This window comes from Paraburkholderia sp. BL17N1 (assembly GCF_003634175.1).
Lineage (GTDB): Bacteria > Pseudomonadota > Gammaproteobacteria > Burkholderiales > Burkholderiaceae > Paraburkholderia.
Genome location: NZ_RBIW01000001.1, coordinates 657,205 through 681,313, shown reverse-complemented (window position 1 = coordinate 681,313; position 24,109 = coordinate 657,205). Strand labels below are relative to the sequence as shown.

Below are 24,109 nucleotides of genomic sequence, written 5' to 3'. Positions count from 1 at the left end.
CAAACCTACGGGAGATGCACAATGAGTCTACGTCTTGGCGATATCGCACCGGATTTCGAGCAGCAGTCGAGTGTCGGCCCGATCAAATTCCACGAATGGCTGGGCGATAGTTGGGGCGTGTTGTTCTCGCATCCGGCCGATTTCACACCGGTCTGCACGACCGAACTCGGCTTGACCGCCAAGCTGGCCGGCGAGTTCGACAAGCGCAATGTGAAGACCATCGCATTGTCGGTCGACAGCGCCGAGTCGCACAAAGAGTGGATCAAAGACATTAACGAGACTCAAGCCGCCAACGTTGGCTTCCCGATTCTCGCGGACGGCGATCGCAAGGTTGCCGGGCTGTACGACATGATTCATCCGAACGCCAACGAGACGCTCACGGTGCGTTCGCTGTTCGTGATCGATCCGAAGAAGAAGGTGCGCCTGATCATTACCTATCCGGCGAGCACTGGCCGCAACTTCGACGAAGTACTGCGCGTGATCGATTCGCTGCAACTCACCGACAGCCACTCGGTTGCCACGCCGGGCAACTGGAAGCAGGGCGATGATGTGGTCATCGTCCCGTCGCTGAAGGATGAGGAAGTTATCAAGCAGAAATTCCCGAAGGGCTACAAGGCGCTGCGTCCGTATCTGCGCATGACGCCGCAGCCGAACAAGTAAGCGGCTGATGTACTACGAAGCGGGCCGCTAACCGCGGCACGCCGGGTCGAATGAAAAAAAGCCAGTTCACGAGTGAACTGGCTTTTTTATCGTGCTGCGCAAACCCGCGACAATCGGCGCAACCCGCGCGATTCGCGCTTCAGAAAACCTTCAGAAAAAAGCCTGAATGCCGGTTTGCGCGCGCCCCAGAATCAGCGCATGAATGTCGTGCGTGCCTTCATAAGTGTTCACCACTTCCAGATTCACCAGATGCCGCGCGATGCCGAATTCGTCCGAGATGCCGTTGCCGCCGAGCATGTCGCGCGCGAGCCGTGCAATGTCCAGCGCCTTGCCGCATGAATTGCGCTTCATGATTGAGGTGATCTCGACGGCCGCGGTGCCTTCGTCCTTCATGCGGCCGAGGCGCAGCACGCCTTGCAGACCGAGCGTGATTTCGGTCTGCATGTCAGCGAGCTTCTTCTGGATCAACTGGTTCGCGGCGAGCGGCCGGCCGAACTGCTTGCGATCCAGCACGTACTGACGCGCGGTGTGCCAGCATGATTCAGCCGCACCGAGCGCGCCCCAGGCGATGCCGTAGCGCGCGGAATTCAGGCACGTGAACGGGCCGCGCAAGCCGCTGACTTCGGGGAAACGGTTCTCTTCCGGCACGAACACTTCGTCGAGCACGATCTCGCCGGTGATCGACGCGCGCAGACCCACCTTGCTGTGGATGGTGGGCGCCGACAGTCCCTTCCAGCCCTTCTCGAGAATGAAGCCGCGGATCGCGTCCTTGCCGTTTTCCTCGAGCTTCGCCCACACGACGAGCACGTCGGCGATCGGCGAATTGGTGATCCACATCTTCGAGCCCGACAACGAATAGCCGCCGTCGACCTTCTTGGCCCGCGTGACCATGCTGCCCGGATCGGAGCCGTGATTCGGCTCGGTCAGGCCGAAGCAGCCGATCCATTCGCCGGTGGCGAGCTTCGGCAGGTATTTCTGCTTCTGCGCTTCCGAGCCGAATTCATAGATCGGCACCATGACCAGCGACGACTGCACGGACATCATCGACCGATAGCCCGAATCCACGCGTTCCACTTCACGCGCGATCAAACCGTACGCCACGTAGTTCAGACCGGGGCCGCCGTATTGCTCAGGAATGGTCGGGCCGAGCAGGCCGAGTTCGCCCATCTCGCGAAAGATCTCGATGTCGGTCTTCTCATGACGGAACGCTTCGAGCACGCGCGGCTGCAGCTTGTCTTGCGAGTAAGCCGCGGCGGCGTCGCGCACCATGCGTTCGTCTTCGGTGAGCTGCTGATCCAGCAGCAACGGGTCTTCCCAGTGAAACTGCGCGGCCTCGGCCATGGCTTATCTCCTGATTCCTTGCTTGACGGAAACGTGTTTGCGCTTGACTTGAGTTCCGCTATGCGAAACAATGTTTTGCAAACCACGTCCGAGTGTATCACCCCATGACGCCGACATCTACTCTCTCCGAACCGCTCGACGAGCGCAAATTTGTCGTCGCGCTGGCGCGCGGGCTGGATTTGTTGCGCGCGTTCAAGCCGGGCGAAACGATGCTGGGCAATCGCGATTTCGTCGAGCGTACGGGTTTGCCGAAGGCGACCGTCAACCGTCTTGCCTACACGCTGACCGTGCTCGGTTATCTGCGTCTCGACGAAACGCTGGGCAAATACGCGCTCGACGCCGGCGTGTTGTCGCTCGGTTTCGCGCTGCTCTCGGGTACGGACACGCTCGAACTCGCGCGCCCGCACATGCGCGTATTCGCACGCGACGTAGGCGCGGCAGTTTCGCTCGGCTGCCGCGACGGGCTCGACATGATTTATCTGGAGACAATCCGCAGCGAGACCGCGTTGACGCTTGGGCTGGCATCCGGTTCGAAACTGTCGATGCTGACGAGTTCGATGGGCCGCGCCTATCTGGCCGTGCAACCGCTCGACGTGCGCGCCGCGTTATTGGCGGAATTGAATAAGGCGGCCGGCAAGGCAGGCGCCGAACTGGTCGCCGACGCCGAGCAGGAAATCGCCGCCTTCGCCGAGCAGCGTTGCTGCTACTCGTTCCGCGCGTGGCATGACGACGTCAACGCGGTCGCGGTGCCGTTTCGCGAGCCGCGCGAAGGGCGCTGGCTGGTGCTGAGTTGCAGCGGGCCGGCTTCGTCGATGGGAGAGGATGTGTTTCGTGGCAACGTCGCGCCACGGCTGAAGGCGCTTGCGCGGCGTTTGGGCGATACCGGTTGAAGTGGGCGGCGCGTGTCAATGCACTAGGCCAACCCGCTGCTCAAACGGCCCGGTCGTGATAATGCGCATTGAACAATGGCCCTTGCACGAAGCGCACGTCGTACTGCTGCAAAGCCTCGAACTGCGCTTCATCCACCACCCGGTTGAAGATCAGCGGAATTCGCAGCCGGCCTGCATAACCCACTAGCGGTTTAACGGTGGCATCGCGCAAAGCGGTCCCTGCGTCCATCTTGAGAAAGTCGAGCCGCGCGGTCTCCGACACCGACAGAATCTGCCCCGCGTTGGACAGATTGCCCGCCACCTTGAAGCCGTAGTGCTGGTAGCTCTTGGTCAGATAGCCGAGAAAAGTCTTGTGCGCGACCGCCGCTGCGGGCAACTCGATCACCACCCGCGACGGGTTCAATCCGAACGACACCAGCACGCTCGAAAAATGCCGCCCGTGGTCGTACTTCACGCTCTTGAGCAGCCGCTCGTGCACGCGCAGAAAGAGCAGCCCATGCCGCTGGGCGCCAAAGAAATTGATGGCATGCAGCGCGCGCGACATGCGGTCGAGCGCGACCAACTCCTGATCGTCGGCGATGCGGTCGAACGGATCGAACACGTCGAACGGCGCCGCGTCGACCTGGTGCGTGACGGCCTGGAAGCCGAGTTCATCGCCGAAACGGTCCACGCCCTCGACGCCCGACGAAAGCGACTGCGCCAACGCATGCACGCTGATATCGAAGATCGGCTCATACGCGCTGGCGAGTTCGAACCCGTCGAATTGCGCCAGCGCGACGTCGTGATGCAGGCCTTGCCCCATCACCAGATGCTCGCCAAGAAACGGATGGTCGGCGGAGCGGGCAATGAGGTTGGGAATGGTCGGCGGGATCATGTAGACGTATGGATGGCGATAGTGAGGCGCTCGGCGCGGGGCAACGCGACGCGATTGCCGCATTCATTGATGGTAGCAGTCCGCACCGTGCTTACATGAACAAATTGCTCATAACGTTATCCGCCGAACGCTTGTGCCCACGGGCGGTCCGGGGATTTCAGGTGACGTTGCAGGGTTTACGTTAATTTCACTATTTGTAATTCGTTTTACTATCCGTAAATTGTAATGCGGTTGTGATCGCGGCTAGGTCATGTCGTGAGCGCAGTCCATGCGCCGATCACAGACGCTTGCGGGCGGTGTTCAACCCCGCTGCAACCAACGAACAATCCATCCAGGCAGCATCAGGAGACGACGCAGTGAGCGCGAAACCGGCCGCGGCCGCCGTCAATGTGATCGAAGTCGAGCACGTGCTCGGCGAAACGTATCACCCGGCATTCCAGTTGCTGCTGCTCGCGCTGGCTGCCGCGACACGCCAACGCGGCCGGCCGTCCGAGCCGCGGACCGCGTGAAATCACGAGATCGAGTATCAACGGAGAACCTAGCATGGATACCCAAACCCGTACGCCGCACACAGGCAACTCGCGGCTCGAAATCGAGCCGGGCTATCAGTCGGGCTTCGCAAACGAATTCGCCACGGAGGCCTTGCCGGGTGCGTTGCCGCAAGGCCGCAATTCGCCGCAGCGCGCGGCATATGGCCTATACGCCGAGCAACTGTCGGGCACGGCGTTCACGGCGCCGCGCGGCCATAATCGCCGTTCGTGGTTGTACCGGATTCGGCCGGCGGCGGTGCACATGCCGTTCACCCAACTGCCTTCGGAGCGGCTCGTCGCCAACTTCGCCGAGGTGCCGCCGACGCCGCCCAATCAGTTGCGCTGGGACGCGTTGCCGATGCCGGTCGAGCCGACCGACTTCATCGACGGCTGGGTGACGATGGCGGGCAACGGCGCGGCGGAGTCCATGAGCGGCTGCGCGATCCACCTGTACGCGGCGAACCGCTCGATGCAGGACCGCTTCTTCTATACCGCCGACGGCGAATTGCTGATCGTGCCGCAGGAAGGACGCCTGCACATCGCCACCGAGCTTGGCAAGCTCGACATCGAGCCCTTCGAAATCGCGGTGATTCCGCGCGGCGTGCGCTTCGCGGTGAGCCTGCCGGATGGCGCGGCGCGCGGCTACATCTGCGAGAACTTCGGGGCGTTGTTGCGTCTGCCGGATCTCGGGCCGATCGGCTCGAACGGCCTCGCCAATCCGCGAGATTTCCTTACGCCGCATGCGGCCTATGAAGACCGTGAGGGCGACTTCGAACTGGTCGCCAAGATGAACGGCAACCTGTGGCGCGCGGACATCGGCCACTCGCCGCTCGACGTGGTCGCGTGGCACGGCAACTACGCGCCGTACAAGTACGATCTGCGCCGCTTCAACACGATCGGCTCGATCAGCTTCGACCATCCGGATCCGTCGATCTTCCTCGTGCTGCAATCGCAAACCGATACGCCGGGCGTCGATAGCATCGACTTCGTGATTTTCCCGCCGCGCTGGCTCGCCGCCGAAGATACGTTCCGCCCGCCATGGTTCCATCGCAATGTGGCAAGCGAGTTCATGGGACTCGTGCATGGCGTGTACGACGCCAAGGCCGAAGGCTTCGTGCCGGGCGGCGCGAGCCTGCATAACTGCATGTCGGGTCATGGTCCGGATGCGGAGACGTTCGAGAAAGCCTCGCACAGCGATACGTCGACGCCGAAGAAAGTCGGCGACACGATGGCCTTCATGTTCGAAACCCGCACGCTGATCAAGCCGACGCGCTTCGCGCTCGAAACCGCGCAATTGCAGGCGCATTACTACGAGTGCTGGCAAGGTCTCACGAAACATTTCAACCCGGAGCAACGATGAACGCATTGAGCGATCTTCAGGCGACGCTCGATCCGTCGCGCAAGAGTTGGGTCGAGTCGGCCAACGATTCGGCCAACGACTTTTCGATTCAGAATCTACCGTTCGGTATTTTTAGCGACGACCTGAATGCGACGCTCCGCGTAGGCGTTGCGATCGGCGGCAGCATCGTCGATCTGGCCGCGCTCGAAAGCGCGGGTCTGTTGAGCGTGCCTTCGTCGAATGCCGGCGAAAGCGTGTTCGTGCGCGACGCGTTGAACGATTTCATCGCACTCGGTCGCGACGCATGGCGCGGCGTGCGCATTCAGTTGAGCAAGCTGCTGTCACGCGATAACGCGACGTTGCGCGACGACGCCGAATTGCGTAGCCGCGCGCTGATCCGCCAGGCCGATGCGCAATTGCATCTGCCGCTGCAGATTCCAGGCTACACCGATTTCTATTCGTCGAAGGAGCACGCGACGAACGTCGGCTCGATGTTCCGCGATCCTAAGAATGCGCTGCTGCCGAACTGGTCGGAGATGCCGATCGGTTACAACGGACGGGCGTCGTCGGTGGTGGTGAGCGGCACGCCGGTGCGTCGTCCTAATGGGCAGCTGAAGTTGCCGGATCAGGATCGTCCTGTGTTCGGCGCGTGTCGCAAGCTGGATATCGAACTGGAAACCGGCTTCGTAATCGGCGCGGGCAATGCCTTGGGCGAGCCGGTGGCGTGCGCGGATGCCGAAGCGCATATCTTCGGTATGGTGCTGTTGAATGACTGGAGCGCGCGCGATATCCAGCAGTGGGAATACGTGCCGCTCGGACCGTTCAATTCGAAGACCTTCGCGACCACGATCTCGCCGTGGATCGTGACGCTCGACGCGCTCGAACCGTTCCGCGTCGCGCAGCCGGCGCAGGAACCGCGGCCGCTCGCGTATCTGCGTCACGACGGCGACCATGCCTTCGATATCACGCTGGAAGTGACGCTGCGCCCGCAGCAGGCGAAGCAGGCGAGTACGATCTCGCGAACCAACTTCAAGCACATGTACTGGACGATGGCGCAGCAGCTCGCGCATCACACGGTCTCGGGCTGCAATACGCGCGTGGGCGATCTGATGGGCTCGGGCACGATCAGCGGATCGACGGAGGATTCGTTCGGCAGCCTGCTGGAGTTGACGTGGAACGGCCGGAACCCGCTGGAGTTGCAGGAAGGCGGCGCGCGCAGTTTCATCGAAGACGGCGATGAATTGACGCTCGCCGGGTGGTGCCAGGGTGAGGGTTATCGTGTCGGTTTCGGCGCGTGTGTCGGGGAGATTCTGCCGGCGTTGAAATAAGGCAGAGCGAGCGGGCGAGACACGCGCAACGTGCATGACAAAAACGGGGAAGCCACGAGCAATGGCTTCCCCGTTTTGTTTTTTAGGCGTCATCCTGCGCGGCGCTAGAGTCTGTTGATCGATCTGCGACTCGCGGCCCGCCGCCTATCTCCAAGGCGCAACGACAAACGCGAAATTAGCGGGGAGCAGCACGTCCGCCATTGCATCGCTGCCAGCGCCGCGACGCCGCACCAGGATCAGCAGCCGATCAACCCGCCATCCGCACCGGCGCCCGCCGTCTCTCCCACCAAACGGCCACCAGAAATGCCAACGCTGCGACGAGCAGCACACCGACCATCGCGTCATTCCCAACGCCCTTCATCAGCGCACCAGCCACCAGCGGCCCACCGAAACTCGCCGCGCTCCACGACGCGCCCACCAGCGAACTCGCGGACACCAGCGCGGCACCGCGAAAGCGTTCGCCGCAGGCAACCAGCGACAGCGTATAAATCGCGCCCGCCGCCGCGCCGAGCACATACAGCAGCGGCCAGCATAGCCACGGTGAGGTGATCGCCCACGGCAGCAAGGGCAGCAGCGCCACGACGATCACACCGCAACCGATATGCACGCGCTCTCGTCCAAGCCGGTCGGCGAGCCAGCCGATCGGGAATTGCATCGTCGTATCGCCGAGCAGCAGTGCCGACGCGAACAGCACGGCCACCTCGCTCGTAATGCCGTGCGACATCGCAAAGAGCGGCAGCAGCGAGAGCGCGATCGTGTCGAACAACGCGAAGAAGCCGGTGCCGATCGCGAGCGCCGGCATCAGCGGCAAAACATGACGCCAACTGCCGTGCGCCGCGTGCTCATCCTCGGACGCTTGCGGGGTCTTGCGAATCGTGGCGAGCATCGGCAGCGCCAGCAGAAAGATCGCGCCGCAAATCAGGAAGCGCCATTGCGTGAAGCCGGCGATCTGACTCACCAGCACCGGACCGGCCATCTGGAACAGCGTGAAGTTGGTCGCGTAAATGGCGATGACGCGACCGCGCGTGGCATCGTCGGCCAATTGATTGACCCAAGCTTCGCCGATCGTGAAGAGGAGCATCAACGCGGCGCCGCACAGCACGCGCAGCACGGCCCACAGCCACAGGTTCGAGGTGAGTTGCATCAGCGCGGTGGCGAACGCCACCACCAGCACGGCGCCGACGATCACCTGGCGGCCGCCGAAACGCGCCGCGATCCATCCCGCGAGCGGCACGATGACGAGCCCACCGCCCGCTTGCGCGGCGGTCAGCAGGCCGACCACATCGGTGCCGTAGCCGGCTTGCGTGAGCGCGAGGGCGGTGAGGGGAAGCGTCGCGCCGCTGCCGAGTCCGACGACGGCGACGCTCAGGATCAAAGCGAGGAAATCGCGAGTGAAGATGACTTTCATCGGCCGAGATGCTACTACGGCCGTGAGTCAACCGCACCTGTGCGCGGCTTGAGAGGAGTGCGGAGAAGGGCGCTTAGCTCGCCATCGCCATGCGTTGTGCGCGCCGGTCGATCGACACCGACCACAGCGTCAGCACCAGCGCGCCAATCGACGTCGCCACGCCGACCCACGGTAGCGTCGTGAGCGGAGCGCCCGCGCCGATCGCCATGCCGCCCAGCCAGGCGCCCGTCGCATTGCCGAGGTTGAAGGCGCCTTGATTCAACGTCGAAGCCAGATTCGGCGCATGGCTCGCGCGGTCGACGATCAGCATTTGCAGCGGCGGCACGATCGCGAAGGCCAGAATGCCCCACACGAAAATCGTGATCATCGCCGGAATCTCCGCATGCATGGTGCCGGCGAAGACGGTCAGGATCACGACGATCGCCAACAGGAACGCCACCAGCGAAGGCATCAGCCGCCAGTCGGCGAGCTTGCCACCGAGCGTGCTGCCCACCGTCAGGCCGAGGCCGAACAGCAGCAGTACAAGCGTGACCGCGTGCGGCGTAAAGCCGGTCACGTCTTCGAGAATCGGCGTGATGTACGTGAAGGTGGAAAAGAGGCTCGCCGACGCGAGCACGCTGATGCCGAGCACCATCAGCACCTGCGGGTTCTTCAGCACGCTGAATTCGCGCACGAGGCTGGCCTTCTGCATCTCGATCTTCGCCGGCAGGCACACGGCGAGCGCGGCCGCCGCGACGACGCCGATGCCCGTCACCGCCCAGAACGTGGCACGCCAGCCCACCGCCTGGCCGAGCGCGGTGCCGAGCGGCACGCCCAGCACGTTGGCGAGCGTGAGGCCCGTGAACATCAACGCGATGGCTTGCGCACGGCGGTTCGGCGCGACGAGGCCGGCGGCCACCACGGAGCCGATGCCGAAGAACGCGCCATGGCAGAACGCCGTCACGATGCGTGCGGCCATCAGCACCGCATAGCCCGGCGCCACAGCGCACAGCAGATTGCCGACGATGAACACGCCGATCAGGCTCATCAGCGCCTTCTTGCGCGGCATGTTGGCGACCGCGATCGCGACGATCGGCGCGCCGATGGTCACGCCGAGCGCATACGCCGACACCAGCATGCCGGCCGCGGGGATCGACACGGACAAGTCGCGCGCGACATCGGGCAACAACCCCATGATTACGAATTCGGTGGTACCGATTCCAAACGCGGCAACGGCAAGGGCAAGCAGGGGTAAAGGCATGGTGAAGGAGCGCGAATCGGCGCGACAGGAGGCGTCGCGCGGCCGGCGCGCGTTTTCGGGGCGAGAACGCGTGCGCCGTACTGGGGTAAAACAGTAGGGGATTCTACCTAAGTCAAAACCGGCTTGCTGATCGTCAATGCCGGTGTTGTTTTTTGCTGATAGGTGCGCCAGCCCTCGTCGCGTGCCTAATGTTTGCCGCTGCCGCTGCCGCTGCCGCTGCCGCTGCCGCTGCCGTCTCCGCTACCGCCGTCGCCGCCTCGCGTCTCGCCATGACGGCCGGCGCCGCTGGTGAATTGCGCCGCGCCCGCCACGCCTTCGTCGAAAACCGCCTGGTAGCCGCCGGCGCCTTCGCGGCGCAATGCTTCGGCGAGATCGTCGAGCATGCTGTTTTCCAGCACCGAACGGCGATCGGCGAGCAACGCAGCCTGCGGAAATGCAGCCAGTTCGGCGGCCAACCGCTCGGCCGCTGCGCGTGCCGTGCCCTTCGGTACGACCCGATTGGCGAGGCCGAAGCTGAGCGCTTCCTGCGCGTTCACCGCGCGGCCGGTCAGGATCAGGTCCAGCGCACGTGACAGTCCGATCAAGCGGGGTAAACGGATCGTGCCGCCATCGATCAGCGGAATTCCGACGCGCCGGCAGAACACGCCGAGCACCGCGTCGTCCTCGACGACTCTGAGATCGCACAGCGCCGCCAGCTCCAGTCCGCCCGCGACCGCATAGCCGGCAATCGCGGCAATCACCGGCTTGCTGAAGCTCGTCCGGGTCGGTCCCATCGGACCCGGGCCGCTGCCGTCGGCGTGCAGCTCGTTGCGGCGAGTGTCGTCGGCGAGAGCGGTCAGGTCCGCGCCCGCGCAAAAGGTGCCGCCCGCGCCGAACAGCACCGCCGCGCGCCACGCGGGCTCCGCCTCGAAGCGGGCAAACGCGGCGCTGAGCGCCTCGGCGACAGGACGATCCACAGCATTTCGACGCGCCGGACGCTCAAGGACGATCGTGGCCACGCCGATATCCCGATTAGCTTCGATGCGCACGTGGTCATTGAAATTTTGCGTGGTTATCATCGTTGTCACCGTAGAAGTCATCAGCGTCTGCCCGCTTGTCGCGGGGTTGTGAGCAGTGTGCTCATGCAGAGTAATTAATACCGTGGCCTGTCATGCTTCTTACACAATCGGCTCGTAGCGTAAGCGCTCTCCTAACGCGCTGGCGCCTTTTCGCCAGCTTATCGAGCCTGCTTTTGCCCTTGTCCAATTCATCGTCAGCCGCCGCGCCGGCTTGTGCCGAAACGGTCTGGACCGTGCCTCTGCAAGAGCATCCATGGTACGACCATGTGCGCCTGAAACGCGTATTCGTCACGGACGGCACGCGGCATCAGGTCGTACTCGTCGACGTGCGCAAGCTGCTCGCGTGCGCCGATCGCGACAATACCGATTACGTGCTGAAGCCGGTCGCCGAATGGCATTCGGGCAAGGTGCGCGGCATTCGCGAGTTTCTCGATCCGGAGAATCCGCGTATTCCGCAGATGCCGTACGTGACCATCTCGACGCGTCGCGCGCCGGGTGTGCTGGGCTGGTTCGGACTGGAGCGCGAAGGCGTGGTGGCGTTTCGCAACGGCCAGCATCGTGCGCGCTATCTTGCCGATGCGGGCGCGCGCTGGTTTCCGGTCGAAGTGCACGAGCGCGAGGCGACCTTGCTGCGCGAACTCTGCGGCGCCGCGGACGACGCGCGCACCGTGGTCCGCGCGACGCCGCTGAACACCGGCGGCGTCTAGGCAGGCGCGCGCACCACGTTGCGCGGCGTGCCGGCCTGCCACGCGGCGACGTTGTCCAGCGTGGTCAGGGCGATCTCGTTCATCGCCTCGCGCGTGAAGAACGCCTGATGCGCGGTGACGATCACGTTCGGGAACATCAACAGACGCGCAAGCACATCGTCCTGCAACGGCAGGTTCGAGTGATCCTCGAAGAACAGGCCTCCTTCTTCCTCGTACACATCGAGCCCGAGGTGACCGAGCCGGCCATCTTTCAGGGCGCCGATCAGCGCATTGCTTTCGACGAGGCCGCCACGGCCGGTATTGATCAGCATCGCGCCGCGCTTCATCTTGGCGAGCGCGGGGCCGTCGATGAGATGGTACGTGTCCGGCACCAGTGGGCAATGCAGGCTGACCACGTCGGCTTCGGCGAGCAGCGTGTCGAGCGGCACGTAGCGCGCGCCGAGCGCGAGCAGGTCGTCGGCCGGCTTGCCAGGATCGTAGGCGAGCACCTGCATGCCGAAGCCCGCCATGATGCGCCCGAATACGCGGCCAATCATGCCGGTGCCGATCACACCCACGGTCTTGCCATGCAGATCGAAACCGAGCAGACCGTGCAGCGAAAAGTCGCCTTCGCGCGTACGTGCGACGGCGCGCGGCAGCCGCCGGTTCAGCGCCAGAATCAAGCCGACCGCATGTTCGGCCACTGCGTGCGGCGAATAGGCCGGCACCCGAGCAACCGGCATACCGAGACGCTCGGCCGCGGCCAGGTCGACGTGATTGAAGCCCGCCGAGCGCAGCGCGATCATGCGCGTGCCGCCGGCATGAAGCCGCTCCAGTACCGCCGCGTTGACGTTGTCGTTGACGAACGGACACACCACGTCGTAGCCCTGCGCGAGAATGGCCGTCTCGCTGTCGAGGTGCGACTCCTGGCAGTGCAGTTCATAGCGATGCGCGGCGTTGGCTTCGGTGAACGTGTCGCGGTCGTATTGGCGGCTGCTGAACAGGATCATGCGCATGTGGACTCCGAAGAATGCGTGCCGGCGCTAATAGAGAAACGGACTCAGGGCGCGGCGGACGAGCGCTCCAGTATAGGTTAGCCATGCGGACGCACTGCATTGCAATCCATCCGCGTTTGCTAAAAATCATTCTTTTGCGAAGTCAAACGAAACGCGAGTTAAAAATAATATTGACAGCCACACAAAATTACAATATTTATTAAAAAAGCAGTTCCAAAAATGCATGTTCACTCATGCTGTAATAAATTGGCCATCAGCAGACGATGTCTTTTTCAAGGCGCAAGGCAACTTCGCGAGGAAAGAGTGACTGTCGAGCTATCGGAAGACCGTTTCAATGAGTGCCGCTGCAGTGCGGCAAATCAACTCGGGCGCGACGCGCGTCATTTTACTGCCATAAATTAAATTTTCACTCGATCGCGATGCTGATTGAGTGATGCGTGCGTCAAATCGCGACGAATTAATTCACTCGATTTTTCCGGGTGGTTATTCAGTCCCCTGCTAATAAACCCGTCAATGGGCGAGTCGACATGATCGGTGAATTGCTGAGATCGCAACCGGAGATCGCGCTGTTCGCAAGTCTTGCAATTGGATATTTCATTGGTTCGTTCCGCATCGGTCCGATTCAGCTCGGCGGCGTGTGCGGCACGCTGATCGTCGCGTTGTTGTTAGGCCAGACAGGCGCACGCATCGCCCCCGATCTGAAGAACATCGCTTTCGCGCTGTTCATCTTCGCGCTGGGTTTTACCGGCGGGCCGCAGTTCTTTGCCAACATTGGCCGCGGCTGGCGCTATGGGCTGCTGTCGGTGGTCGAGATCGTGTCGGTGCTGCTGCTGATCATGATCGCGGTGGCCGTCATGCGGCTCGATGCCGGCACCGCGGCCGGCCTGCTGGCCGGCGCCGCGACGGAATCCGCCGTGATCGGTACGGCGTCCGAGGCGATCGCCAAGCTCGGCTTCGGCGACGCGGAAACGGTCCGCCTGCAGGCCAATATCGTGACCGCGTACAGCGTGAGCTACCTGTTCGGCCTGATCACCATCGTGCTTTTTACGAGCCAGTTTGCGCCGCTGCTGCTGCGCGTCAATCTGCGCGACGAAGCCGAGCGCGTGTGGCGCAAGCTCGGCGGCGAAGGCTCGTTCGGCGAGGGTCAGCGCGCGGCAGCGCCCGCGCTTGTGGGGCGGGCGTTTCTCGTCGGCGCGGCGGCTGGCGCGACGATCCGCGCGTTCGAACAGCAGTACGGCTTCAACCTGACAGTCGAGCGCGTGCGGCGCAACGGCGCGAACCTGCCGGCCGAACCGCAACTGACCCTCGCGCCCAATGACGTCATTCTGCTGGCGGGGCGGCGCGAAGCGATCGTGGCGGCCGCGGCCAGTCTCGGCGACGAAGTGGGCGGCGCGGACTTCGGCCTCGTGATCGCCGAACAGGTCGATGTGGTGCTGACGCGCCGCGATCTGCATGGCCGGACCATCGCTCAGGTGCGCGAACAGGCCACGCCGGAAAACGGCCGAGGCATCTACATCGCGGCGGTCACGCGGCTCGAAACCACGGTGCCGGCGCTGCCCGGCACCGAACTGAATCGCGGCGACGTACTGACGCTGGTGGGCGCCAAGGCCGATGTCGAACGCGGGGCGCACCGTCTGGGCTACATGCTCGTCGCGACGCAGAAGACCGACTTCGTCTATCTGGCTCTGGGCGTGCTGGTCGGTATGGCGATCGGCCATCTTGGCGGACGGGTGGGCGGCGTGTCGGTCGCGCTCGGCACCGGTGGCGGTTGTCTGCTGTCGGGGCTGCTGTTCGGCTGGATCCGTTCGCGGTATCCGCTGATCGGTTCGCTGCCTTCGGCGGCCGCGCAAATCCTCAAGGACTTTGGTCTCGCCACTTTCATTGCGGCAGTCGGGCTGTCGGCGGGACCGGACGCCATCAAACTGGTGCGTGAATACGGTCTCGCGTTGCCGGTGGCCGGGATTCTGATGGTTCTTGTGCCGGGACTGCTGTCGTTATGGATCGGCCGCATGTTCCTCAAGCTCGAGGCGCCCATGCTGCTCGGCGCGATTGCCGGCCAGCAATGCAGCACGCCCGCGATCAGCGCACTCGTGGGCGTCACGGGAAATTCCACACCCGTGATCGGCTACACGATCACGTATGCACTTTCGAACATTCTATTGCCGCTGATGGGTCCGGTCGTAGTCGGCCTCGCCGGGAAATTCCATTAGGCGGCAGATGTGCCGGACGTGGCGCGCCGTGCCACGTTCGGTCGAAGTGGCAGGCGGCGTGCGGCGCGCGACTCGATGGCGCTCCCTGTGCGCATGGAGCACCCAGTAAAGTACTCAGGATCGCAAACTATCCAGCGAGGGCACGATGGACTGGCTACATCACATCTTTCAGAAATCACCCGAGATTGCGCTGTTTCTGTCGCTCGCAGTCGGCTATTTCATCGGGCAGATCAACTTCGGCAAGTTCCAGTTGGGCGGCGTGGGCGGGTCGCTGCTGGCCGCGGTCGTGATCAGTCAGGCAGGCGTGACGATCGATAACGGCGTGAAAGCGGTCATGTTCGCCGTCTTCATCTACGCGGTCGGCTATGACTCCGGGCCCGGGTTCTTCAACTCGTTGAACCGCAAGACGCTGCGCGAGATCGCGATGGCCGTGTTTCTGGCGGTTAGCGCGCTAGCCACCGTGGTCATCTGCGCGAAGCTGTTCCACCTGAACAAGGGACTCGCCGCCGGGCTCGCGGGCGGCGCGCTGACCCAATCGGCGATTATCGGCACGGCGGGCGACGCGATCGCGCGTCTCGGCTTGCCGGCCGATCAGGTCAAGTCGCTGCAATCGGACGTGGCGATCGCGTACGCGGTGACCTACGTGTTCGGCTCGCTGGGCGCGATCATCGTGTGCGTGAATATTCTGCCTAAATTCATGGGCCAAAGTTTGCGCGACGCCTCGATCCAGGCGGAACGCGAGTTGACGTCAGGCGCGCCGTCTATCGCGCCGGGGCAGCTCTCGGCGTTGCCCGAGATGGTCGGCCGCGCGTACAAAATCGATGTCAGCGCCGGCAAAACGGTGAAGGACGTCGAAACCCAGCACCAGGACCTTTTGACGATCGAGCGGATCAAGCGCGACGGCCATCAACTCGACCCCGCGCCCGACCTCGTATTGAAGCCCGATGACGTGGTGCTGGTGGTGGGCCGCCGCGAAGGCGTGGTCGCGTTCGGCGCGAGCGGCGGCGAGGTGGCCACCGTCGAGGACGTCGGCGTCGTCATGCAGACACGTCAAGGCGTGTTCACGCGCAAGGGCATGAATCACACCACGATCGCCGCCGCGCGAGAATTGTTGGACCGCGATATGCGTCATGGTGTCTACATCCAGGGTATTTCGCGCGCCGGTCAGCCACTGCCGATCCTGCCGGAAACCCAACTCGAGCACGGCGACGTCCTCACCTTCTACGGGTCGCCGAAAGACACCAAGCGCGCCGTCGACATTGCCGGCTACGAGCTGCCCTACAGCATCAAAACCGACTTCATCTACATGGGCGTCGGCCTCGTGCTCGGTTTGCTGATCGGGTTGATCGTCATCAACGTCGGCGGCATTCCGCTCACGCTCGGCTCGGGCGGCGGCTGTCTGCTGGCCGGACTGCTGTTCGGCTGGATGCGCGGCAAGCATCCCATGTACGGCGTGATGCCGTCGGCGGCTTCCCGGCTGCTGCAGGATTTCGGTCTCGCGGCGTTCGTGGTGGTGGTGGGGCTCAACTCCGGCTTGCAGGCCGTGGTGACGGTCAAGCAGCTCGGCATCACGATTTTCCTGCTCGGCGTGTTCGTCACGCTGTTTCCGCTGTTGCTCACCATGCTGTTCGGCCGCTATGTCCTGAAGTACAACAACGCAGCCATTCTGGCCGGCGCGCTGGCCGGCTCGCGCAGCGCGAATCCCGCATTCGGCGGCGTGCTCGACAAGGCGGAAAGCGCCGTGCCGACCGTGCCGTTCGCGATCACGTACGCCATCGCGAACGTCGCGCTGACGCTGCTCGGGCCGCTCGTGGTCGGGCTTGTCTAGCGCGGGCATCCATCGATCTCTCTTGCGCCGGCGCTCATCGGGCGATCATCGCCGCACCGGCGTCTTTCACTTGACTCATCGGAGAACGCATCATGGCAAAAGACAAGGGCGACAAGAAGCACGCAGATATGGCGCAGGCAGGCATGGCCGCGCTCAGCCCGTTCGAGTTGAAGGACGAACTGATCAAGGCGGCCGGTGGCGGCGCCGTGGAGCGGCCAGCGAATGCGGCGATGCTCAACGCCGGCCGCGGCAACCCCAATTTTCTGGCGACGATTCCACGCCACGGCTTCTGGCAACTCGGCCTCTTTGCGATGCGCGAATCGGAGCGCTCGTTTGCCTACATGCCGGAAGGCGTGGGCGGCTTTCCGCGACGCGAGGGCCTCGAAGAACGCTTCGATCTGTTCTTGCGCGAAAACAGGGGCGTGCCGGGCGTCGACTTCCTGCGCGGCGCCGTGTCGTACGTGCGCGACCAGTTGGGATACTCGGCGGGCGACTTCCTGTATGAAATGTGCGAAGGCATTCTCGCGTCGAACTATCCGGTGCCGGACCGCATGCTCAAGCTGTCCGAACTGATCGTCGGGCAGTATCTGCGCAAGGAGATGATCGGCGATCATCCTTTTGTCGGCGAGTTCGACGTGTTCGCGGTGGAAGGCGGCACGGCGGCGATGACGTACATCTTCAACTCGATGCGCGAGAACCATCTGATCAAGGAGGGCGACACGATCGCGCTCGGCATGCCGATTTTCACGCCGTACATCGAGATTCCGAGACTGAACGACTACAGGCTCAACGTGGTGAATCTCGAAGCCGACGTCGCGAACGGCTGGCAGTATTCGAAGAAGGAACTCGACAAGCTGCGCGATCCGAAGGTGAAGGCGTTCTTCCTCGTGAATCCGAGCAATCCGCCTTCGGTGAAGATCGATGACGAAAGCCTTCAATACATAGCCGACATCGTCAAAGAGCGGCCCGATCTGATCCTGCTCACCGACGACGTGTACGGCACCTTCGCCGACGACTTCGTATCGCTATTCGCGCTTGCGCCGAAGAACACCATTCTCGTGTACTCGTACTCGAAGTACTTCGGCGCGACCGGCTGGCGTCTGGGCACCATCGCGACGCACCGCGACAACGTGCTCGACAAACTGATCGCCGACTTGCCGAAGGACGCGAAGAAGCAGTTGCACGAGCGTTACGAATCGATCACGACGGAGCCGGACAAGCTCAAGTTCATCGATCGCCTCGTGGCCGACAGCCGCACCGTCGCGCTGAATCACACGGCGGGTTTGTCGACGCCGCAGCAGGTGCAGATGGTGCTGTTTTCGCTGTTCTCGCTGATGGACACGCCCGACGCATACAAGAACGCGTTGAAGCGGCTGATCCGCAAGCGCAAGCAGGCGCTTTACGAAGAGGTCGGCATTTCGTTCGCGGACGATGATCCTAACCAGGTCGATTACTACACGATTCTCGACGTCGAATTCTTCGGCGAGCGGATGTTCGGACGCGAGTTCGTCGACTGGTTGTTGAAGAATGCCGAGCCTTCCGAGTTGCTGTTCCGGCTCGCGCGCGAAGCTCGCGTCGTGCTGTTGCCGGGCCGTGGCTTCGGCACGCAACATCCGTCGGGGCGTGTGTCGCTAGCGAACCTCAACGAGTCCGACTACCGGCAGATCGGTCGCGCCGTGCGCAAGTTGATGGAAGACTATGTGGAGCGTTTCAATGCGGCGACCGGCAAGAAACTCGACAAGACGAAGGTGAAGTAACGGCGCGGCTCGCCGCGTTGCCTCGCTAACAAGCATAGTCAAAAAACTTGCGCAATCGCGCGGATCGGTGAATGATCGAACAGGCGGCCTCGTCAGCGTCCATGCTGGCGGGGCCGTTTGCTCCTTTGCGTCCTGACATTCACGTACCGATCATCATGCCGACTTCATCATTCACCTCCGCATCTTCCGCAGTGCCCTGTCCGGTTGTCGAGTCGCTCGACGCCATTCTTCCCGAAGAGCCGCTCCTGATGATGGGCGCCGGCCCCGTGCCGATTCCCGCGGCGGTGGCCAAGGCCAACGCGATCGTGATCAATCACCTGGGCGGCACGATGGTGAAGGTGATCGGGCAGGTGAAGTCGATGGCGCGCTATGTGTTCCAGACGAACTCGAAATGGGTGCTGGGCGTGGCCGGACCAGGATCGGCCGCGATGGAGATGGCGATTTCGAACCTTGCGTGGGAAGGTACGCGGGTGCTTTCCATCAAGAATGGTTTCTTCAGCGAGCGGATGGCGGAGATGGGGCGGCGCGTTGGTGCGCGGGTTAGTACGCTCGATGTCGCTGATCGCGCGGTGGCAAGTCTTGAGGAGATTGCCGAGGCGATTCGGCGCGAGCGTCCCGAGATCGTAACGGTGGTGCAGGGCGAGACGTCGAATACGGTGTGGAATTATCACCTGAAGGAGATCGCCGCGTTGGCGAAGGCCGCTGGCGCGTTGGTGATCGTCGATGCGGTGTGTACGTTGAGTACGATGCCGCTGGAGATGGATGCCTGGGGGATCGATGCGGTGATTACGGGTGGGCAGAAGGGGTTGTCGTCGATTCCCGGGGTGTCGTTGATCGCGTTTTCCGATGCGGCCTGGAAGCGCGTGAAAGGGCGCACGGCGCCGAATGCGCATTGGTGTCTTGATGCTTCACTCGCGGAGAATTTTTGGCATAACGCGGGGTATCACTATACGGCGCCGGTTTCTGGAGTTTTGGCTTTGCATGAAGCTTTGAGGCTTGTTTGTGCTGAGACGCTGGAGAAGCGGTTTGCACGGCATTTGAAGTGTTCGTTGGCGCTGCAGGATGGGGTCGCTGCGATGGGATTGCGGTTGTATGCGCCTGAGGCTTGCCGGTTGAATTCTGTTGTCGGGATCGAGGTGCCTGACGGGTTCAGTCCTGCTGATGTTTGTTCGCATATTTCGCGGATGCATCAGGTTGAGATTTCTGGGTCTTTTGGATTGCCAATCGTTCGTGTAGGGCAGATGGGGGAGCAGTGTCGGGAACATAATTTGTTTCGGACCGTGCATGCGCTTGGGAGGACTATGGTGGATCTTGGGGTTAGGGTTGATTTGCCTGCTGGTGTGGCGGCTTTGGAGAGAGGGTTGTCGGGGGGTAAGTAGGACGCCGACACGACTGTGACTATGGCCGAAGTCACGTACCTGACTTGACGGTTTTTTCAGGACTATGCGCGACGGCACTTGCGGACGCGGTGCCTTCGTTCCGCACTTCTATAGGTTCCTCGAAGCCGACCCAATGCGCGATGCCAAGGCGCTTCGTCGTGAGCCAGATCGCTATCGGTAACGCCAACCCGGTCGCACTGCCGAGCACAAAGTGAACCACGGGCTGGCTGATGTGAAAGGCCAGCAACGCGTTCCAGACCACGGCGGTAGCGAGCACGTGCAGCAGATACACCGGCTTCCACGCTGAGCCAAGCGAGACGATCCAGCGCGACCTTCGCCATATCGGCAGGCACCTTCCGATCGAAATGGCCGCTACGATACCGAGAAAACTCGCCAGCAGCGAATACAAGTCGAGGTCGTGGCCGGCACGTTGCCCCATGAATGCGACAACTGCAAAGGCAATGGTCGTGACCCACGCAAGGTGAACGCCGGCAGCATGGCCGCCTTGCCGGTCAGGCCGGGAACCGAGCAGTACGCCGGGCAGAAAGAAGACCAGGCCCCAGCATGTCATCGTGACGATGCCCCAGCGGCTCCGCGTCGCGATTGCGGCGCATACAATGAACATCGCGACAAGCAGGCAGCGGTTCGGCACCGTCAACGCCGATCGGACCTTCGTGGACCGTGGCCATACCGTGATGCACGCGACGATCTGGCAGATGAACAGCGCGTATAGAAACCAGAATTGACCGCCGGGCACTAATGCCAAGCGAGTCAACTCAAACTGCTGGCCGGCGTAGTCTTTATAGTCGGCCACGAGCCATTCAAAAGCCATCTGCAATATCGACCAGAGCAGATATGGGTAGAGCACGCCTACGGCGATGTATTTCAGCAGGTCCGCGCGCGAGCGTTGTAAATACCCTACCGTACTCATGCCGAGGAGGAAGAAGGCAGTCGGGTAACCCGACGTGTTTGCGGCGTACCGAAGAATCTTCAGAACGCTAGACACGTGCCCGTCCTGCAGAAATCCGGCATCGCCTAGCCGGCCAATCACCTCGGCGCAAACGATCGCGATGATTGAAATGGCCAGGCCGCCTCTGATGCGCTCGTTCTTCACCATTGCCTCGTTCCGGTTCATGTTTGCGCTTGATGCCGCCGGCCGTTCACGATGTGCTAAAGCGATACATCGAAAATCACGCACCAGTTGTCGAGGCGCATCGATTCACGTCCGTCGTTGAAGCGGATCGCGTCGCCCTGCGAATCGCGCAGATTGCCGCGCGGACCATAGCGGCTGCCCGCGACGCCCGCACCATTGAATGCGTATTCGACGTGCGTACCCGCGGGGATCGGCGATTGCGCGATGATTTCCACCTCGTCGGCTCCAGTGATCGCTACTGAACGGATCGGCAGTAGAGCGCCGGAAGGTAGACGCAGCGAGAAGCCATAATCCGAATTGCCGGCAACCTGCGTCGTATCCCATTTGAGCGGCGGCGCGGGAACATTGAAGCGCAGCGTGGCCGTCGTGCCGTCGCGTTGCCAGCTCAGCGGCTCGAGAGGCTTCCATGTGGCACGGTCGATCAGAATCCGCTTCAGCACCAAGCCGTAATAAGCGCCCATCCATTCGGTGCTGCGATTGTCGGTGTGTCCGCCATCGATGTAGCGAAAGAGATACATGGGCACAGCCAGATGAATGTGCGGATCTTCGTGGCTGGCTTGCAGCAGAGCGAGCGCGATATGCGGATAGCGCTGGTCGAAACGGCGATGCGTGGCCAACTGATAGGTGATCATTTCGACGTCCTGCTTCTGTCCGGTCATCGCCTTCGCGTCCCGGTCGACGTCGGCGCGCAGCGTCCGCAGCTTCGCCACGTAAGTCGGAATGGAGGTCTGGCTGGAATCGTCAGCTTCCCCTTGCGTCCACGTGATGGCGCCGATGCCGTATGTTTTGCCTTCGGCGTCAGCAAGCCGCTTTGCCTGAGCGATGTCGCGCAGCAACTGCGAGTAATAGCGTCCAGGCTCCGACAGCGTCGCAATAGCCATCGATCCTTCACCGGGCGCAGAGCCAACGAACCGATAGGGGATGTCCGCATGATTTTGCAGGTTCTCCTGTTCGATCAGTTGCATGGCCATATTCAGCGTGCCGCTGGTCGGTGTCTCGGCCTTGTCGCCCCATTGAGTCTCGACTAACGGGACGAACTGTTTGTAGGCGACCTCGACGTTTCCGCTTTGAATGCTGTCTTGAACCCGCACGCCGCCATTGAAGCGCAACGAAGAATAGCGTTGGTGGGTGGACAGCACAGGCCGGTTATAGAAGCCCTGACTGAGCGACTGACCGTAGCTGATGACGTGGGTAATATCCCACGGCGCAGCGCCATGCGGAATCCATGCCGAGTAAGCCGGCTCGATGCGACCGTCGCCAGAGCCGGGCTGCGTAGCGTCGAAGATAGTCGTCGTAGCCAACGCGCTTACGGCCGACACCTTCTGCACTGCCCAGGTATTAGCCGACGATGTGAGCGTGAAGCGAATCTGACTACCCGGTCTTCCGTCGACGTTTTGCACGACCACGCTTGCCTGGTTGCCATCGACTTGCGTGCTGTAAGTTTCGGGCATCGCGGTCAAACGATCGCAGGCGGTGGCCGTCGATATATGTAAGAGCTGCTGGAACAGACTTTTCACAGCCGCGAGCGCGACGGCGTCGGCTCCGCAGGTCGAACGGTTATATCGCCACAGGGGATCGAAATTGTCTCTCCATGCGTGCACTGCGCTGTCGACGCGATGATCTTCTGAGGAGACGGCCGCACGATTACCTTGCTGCGAACATGCGCAGCACACGATTGCCAACAGGACGGGGTAAGCGAAACGCATTGCATCATCCTTATCGTTCATCTGCGCCGGACGATTGTAGGGGGAACGATATAAGCGTTATGTGCGACCTCGCACGAAAGCGGAGGCATCGAACATAGGGAGGACGCGCAGCGAAGACGTCCAGACGTCTAATGAAGTAAACGCCAGAGAACAAGATATCAGACCGCGCCAGAAGCGACCGCGCAGCGCAAGTCGAGAGGTATGACTGTTGTGTCCACAGGAGCGGAATGTGCGAGAGCACAGATTCCAGATGCACCACTAGCGAGGGCGGCGCAGGGGCCCGCTTATGAGCTAGCAGTGTGAAACGGCTTTCTTTGCCTACTTTCTTTGCGCGGCGGCAAAGAAAGTAGGTGCCTGCCCCGCACAGGGGCGACGCTAATAAACCGCCGAGAATTCAAGGAAAGGCCAAAACCGAAAGAACCCAAACCCTCACAACGCCGCAGGCAAATTAGTCACCTTAGCATTCCGAAGATAAAGCAAAGTAGACAACCCCACCCCTGCAGCAGCTGCCACAGCGGCAAAGAGGAAAACCGACCCATACCCAAACTCCCCAGCGATATACCCGGCCAGCGGCCCAGTAATCCCAAGCGAGAGATCCAGAAACACGGAATAAGCCGACAAAGCCGCTCCCCGGCTAGCCGGCGGCACGAGCCCCACAGCCTCGACCCCGAGCGCCGGAAACACCAACGCAAATCCGAACCCGGTCAAAGCCGCGCCGGCGAGCGCAATATGAGGCTCGGGCGCCAGCCACAACATCAACAACCCGGCACACTCAAACGAAAACGAAGCAATCGCGACCCGAAACCCGCCGTAGGTCTTGATCGTATTGGCAAACAACAACCGTGCGCCAATAAACAGCGTCCCGAACACCGTCAACGACAAAGCGGCATTCGGCCAATGCCTGGCCGCATAAAACAGCGTGATAAAAGTAGCGATCGACCCAAACCCGGCTGAACCGAGCGCCAACCCAATCCCGTGCGGCAACACCCGCGTGAACACACTCCGATACGACATGCGCTCGCCATGCACAATCGGCACCGGCGCGATCGGACGAGCCAGATAAAAACCAAGCGCCGCGAGCAGAACCACCAGAATCCCCAACGCGGCAAACCCAACCGTATGCTCGATCGCCACGCCCAGCGGCGCGCCGACGGCCAACGCGCCGTATGTCGCGATACCATTCCACGAGATCACCCGCGCATTGTTGCTGGTGCCGACCCGGCCGATGCCCCACAGAATCGCACCCGTGCCGCACAGACTCTCACCGAAGCCCAACACAAGACGGCTGCAGACCAGAAGCCCAAGACTCACCACCGGCCATCGCCCGCACAGCACAGCCAGCAGCAACAAAACCCCGCTCGCGCCACAACCCAGCAAACCGATCGTCACAGTCCGCTTCGGCCCCAACGTATCGGCAGAACGGCCGGCCAGCGGCCGCGACGCCAATGTCGCCAGATATTGCACGCTGATCGCCGCACCCGCCAGCACGGCGCTGTAACCGAGATCGTCGTGGACATAGCCCGGCAGCACCGCGAGCGGAATTCCGATCGTCAGATAGCAAAGAAACGTGAAAAAGACGACCGGAATGATCTGCATGGTCGTCGCGAATTCGCTACGAGGTGTCGCTGAGTCGGTGGACATGGGGAAAACGAGACTTGAAATCGGCGGGAAGGCGTGATTTTCCCATGGAACCGATTCTCTTGCAG

At 62.3% G+C, this 24,109-nt stretch carries 19 protein-coding genes; 10 read left to right on the top strand and 9 right to left on the bottom strand.

The window, feature by feature from the left end; all coding sequences use genetic code 11:
- Positions 1–21: 21 nt before the first annotated feature.
- Positions 22–660 carry a peroxiredoxin gene (locus B0G82_RS02910; protein ID WP_121306603.1) on the top strand — a complete coding sequence of 213 codons (639 nt, stop codon included), beginning with the start codon at positions 22–24 and terminating at the stop codon, positions 658–660.
- Between the two features lie 150 nt (positions 661–810).
- Here B0G82_RS02910 and B0G82_RS02905 read toward each other — a convergent pair whose 3' ends face one another.
- Positions 811–2,001: an acyl-CoA dehydrogenase gene (locus tag B0G82_RS02905; protein ID WP_121306602.1), complete on the bottom strand. Its 1,191-nt coding sequence runs from the start codon at positions 1,999–2,001 to the stop codon at positions 811–813.
- Positions 2,002–2,105: 104 nt separating this feature from the next.
- On the opposite strand from B0G82_RS02905, the gene B0G82_RS02900 reads away from it, so the two are divergent.
- A complete protein-coding gene (locus B0G82_RS02900) occupies positions 2,106–2,891 on the top strand; it encodes an IclR family transcriptional regulator (RefSeq protein ID WP_121306601.1) in 786 nt (261 codons plus the stop codon).
- Between the two features lie 40 nt (positions 2,892–2,931).
- Here the strand turns inward: B0G82_RS02900 and B0G82_RS02895 are convergent, their stop codons facing one another.
- Positions 2,932–3,765 (bottom strand): EAL domain-containing protein, encoded by an 834-nt coding sequence (locus B0G82_RS02895; protein ID WP_106284462.1) that lies wholly within the window; start codon positions 3,763–3,765, stop codon positions 2,932–2,934.
- A 356-nt stretch (positions 3,766–4,121) separates the two neighbouring features.
- Here B0G82_RS02895 and B0G82_RS39655 point away from each other — a divergent pair, with 356 nt between their 5' ends.
- From B0G82_RS39655 to fahA, 3 genes are read left to right on the top strand one after another with little or no spacing between them, the layout of a single operon-like run.
- Positions 4,122–4,274, top strand: coding sequence for a hypothetical protein (locus B0G82_RS39655; protein WP_158608117.1), 153 nt, complete (start codon positions 4,122–4,124; stop codon positions 4,272–4,274).
- A gap of 34 nt (positions 4,275–4,308) precedes the next feature.
- On the top strand, positions 4,309–5,655 hold the full coding sequence (hmgA, locus tag B0G82_RS02890; RefSeq protein WP_121306600.1) for a homogentisate 1,2-dioxygenase: 1,347 nt from the start codon (positions 4,309–4,311) through the stop codon (positions 5,653–5,655).
- The gene (gene fahA, locus B0G82_RS02885; protein WP_121306599.1) at positions 5,652–6,962 is read left to right on the top strand and encodes a fumarylacetoacetase; all 1,311 of its coding nucleotides are present in this window, start codon (positions 5,652–5,654) and stop codon (positions 6,960–6,962) included. The genes hmgA and fahA overlap by 4 nt, the downstream gene beginning before the upstream one ends.
- Positions 6,963–7,209: 247 nt before the next feature.
- On the opposite strand, the gene B0G82_RS02880 is transcribed toward fahA, so the two are convergent.
- The 3 genes from B0G82_RS02880 to B0G82_RS02870 all read right to left on the bottom strand — a co-directional run bounded on the left by B0G82_RS02880 (position 7,210) and on the right by B0G82_RS02870 (position 10,668).
- The gene (locus tag B0G82_RS02880) at positions 7,210–8,370 is read right to left on the bottom strand and encodes an MFS transporter (protein WP_121306598.1); all 1,161 of its coding nucleotides are present in this window, start codon (positions 8,368–8,370) and stop codon (positions 7,210–7,212) included.
- Positions 8,371–8,443: 73 nt separating this feature from the next.
- Positions 8,444–9,610 carry an MFS transporter gene (locus B0G82_RS02875; protein ID WP_116119036.1) on the bottom strand — a complete coding sequence of 389 codons (1,167 nt, stop codon included), beginning with the start codon at positions 9,608–9,610 and terminating at the stop codon, positions 8,444–8,446.
- Positions 9,611–9,795: 185 nt separating this feature from the next.
- Complete coding sequence (locus B0G82_RS02870) at positions 9,796–10,668, bottom strand: crotonase/enoyl-CoA hydratase family protein (protein WP_121308595.1); 873 nt, start codon at positions 10,666–10,668, stop codon at positions 9,796–9,798.
- Between the two features lie 92 nt (positions 10,669–10,760).
- Between B0G82_RS02870 and B0G82_RS02865 the strand changes: the two genes are divergently transcribed.
- Positions 10,761–11,375: a hypothetical protein gene (locus B0G82_RS02865; RefSeq protein WP_116142805.1), complete on the top strand. Its 615-nt coding sequence runs from the start codon at positions 10,761–10,763 to the stop codon at positions 11,373–11,375.
- Here B0G82_RS02865 and B0G82_RS02860 read toward each other — a convergent pair.
- The gene (locus tag B0G82_RS02860) at positions 11,372–12,370 is read right to left on the bottom strand and encodes a 2-hydroxyacid dehydrogenase (RefSeq protein ID WP_121306597.1); all 999 of its coding nucleotides are present in this window, start codon (positions 12,368–12,370) and stop codon (positions 11,372–11,374) included. The genes B0G82_RS02865 and B0G82_RS02860 overlap by 4 nt on opposite strands.
- 527 nt (positions 12,371–12,897) lie before the next feature.
- On the opposite strand from B0G82_RS02860, the gene aspT (B0G82_RS02855) reads away from it, so the two are divergent.
- From aspT (B0G82_RS02855) to B0G82_RS02840, 4 genes are all read left to right on the top strand, one after another.
- A complete protein-coding gene (gene aspT, locus B0G82_RS02855; protein WP_121306596.1) occupies positions 12,898–14,580 on the top strand; it encodes an aspartate-alanine antiporter in 1,683 nt (560 codons plus the stop codon).
- Between the two features lie 145 nt (positions 14,581–14,725).
- The gene (gene aspT / locus B0G82_RS02850; RefSeq protein ID WP_106284454.1) at positions 14,726–16,408 is read left to right on the top strand and encodes an aspartate-alanine antiporter; all 1,683 of its coding nucleotides are present in this window, start codon (positions 14,726–14,728) and stop codon (positions 16,406–16,408) included.
- Positions 16,409–16,500: 92 nt separating this feature from the next.
- Positions 16,501–18,165: a bifunctional aspartate transaminase/aspartate 4-decarboxylase gene (locus B0G82_RS02845; protein WP_116142801.1), complete on the top strand. Its 1,665-nt coding sequence runs from the start codon at positions 16,501–16,503 to the stop codon at positions 18,163–18,165.
- Positions 18,166–18,320: 155 nt separating this feature from the next.
- Positions 18,321–19,544, top strand: a complete 1,224-nt coding sequence (locus B0G82_RS02840) for an aminotransferase class V-fold PLP-dependent enzyme (RefSeq protein ID WP_121308594.1) — start codon at positions 18,321–18,323, stop codon at positions 19,542–19,544.
- 31 nt (positions 19,545–19,575) lie between these two features.
- Here the strand turns inward: B0G82_RS02840 and B0G82_RS02835 are convergent, their stop codons facing one another.
- The 3 genes from B0G82_RS02835 to B0G82_RS02825 form a co-directional block, all read right to left on the bottom strand.
- On the bottom strand, positions 19,576–20,661 hold the full coding sequence (locus tag B0G82_RS02835; protein ID WP_121306595.1) for an acyltransferase: 1,086 nt from the start codon (positions 20,659–20,661) through the stop codon (positions 19,576–19,578).
- Positions 20,662–20,714: 53 nt separating this feature from the next.
- Entirely contained in the window at positions 20,715–22,148 is a 1,434-nt protein-coding gene (locus B0G82_RS02830; RefSeq protein ID WP_241974465.1) for a sialate O-acetylesterase, read from the bottom strand.
- A 684-nt stretch (positions 22,149–22,832) separates the two neighbouring features.
- Positions 22,833–24,044, bottom strand: coding sequence for an MFS transporter (locus B0G82_RS02825; protein WP_116142797.1), 1,212 nt, complete (start codon positions 24,042–24,044; stop codon positions 22,833–22,835).
- Between the last annotated feature and the right edge of the window lie 65 nt (positions 24,045–24,109).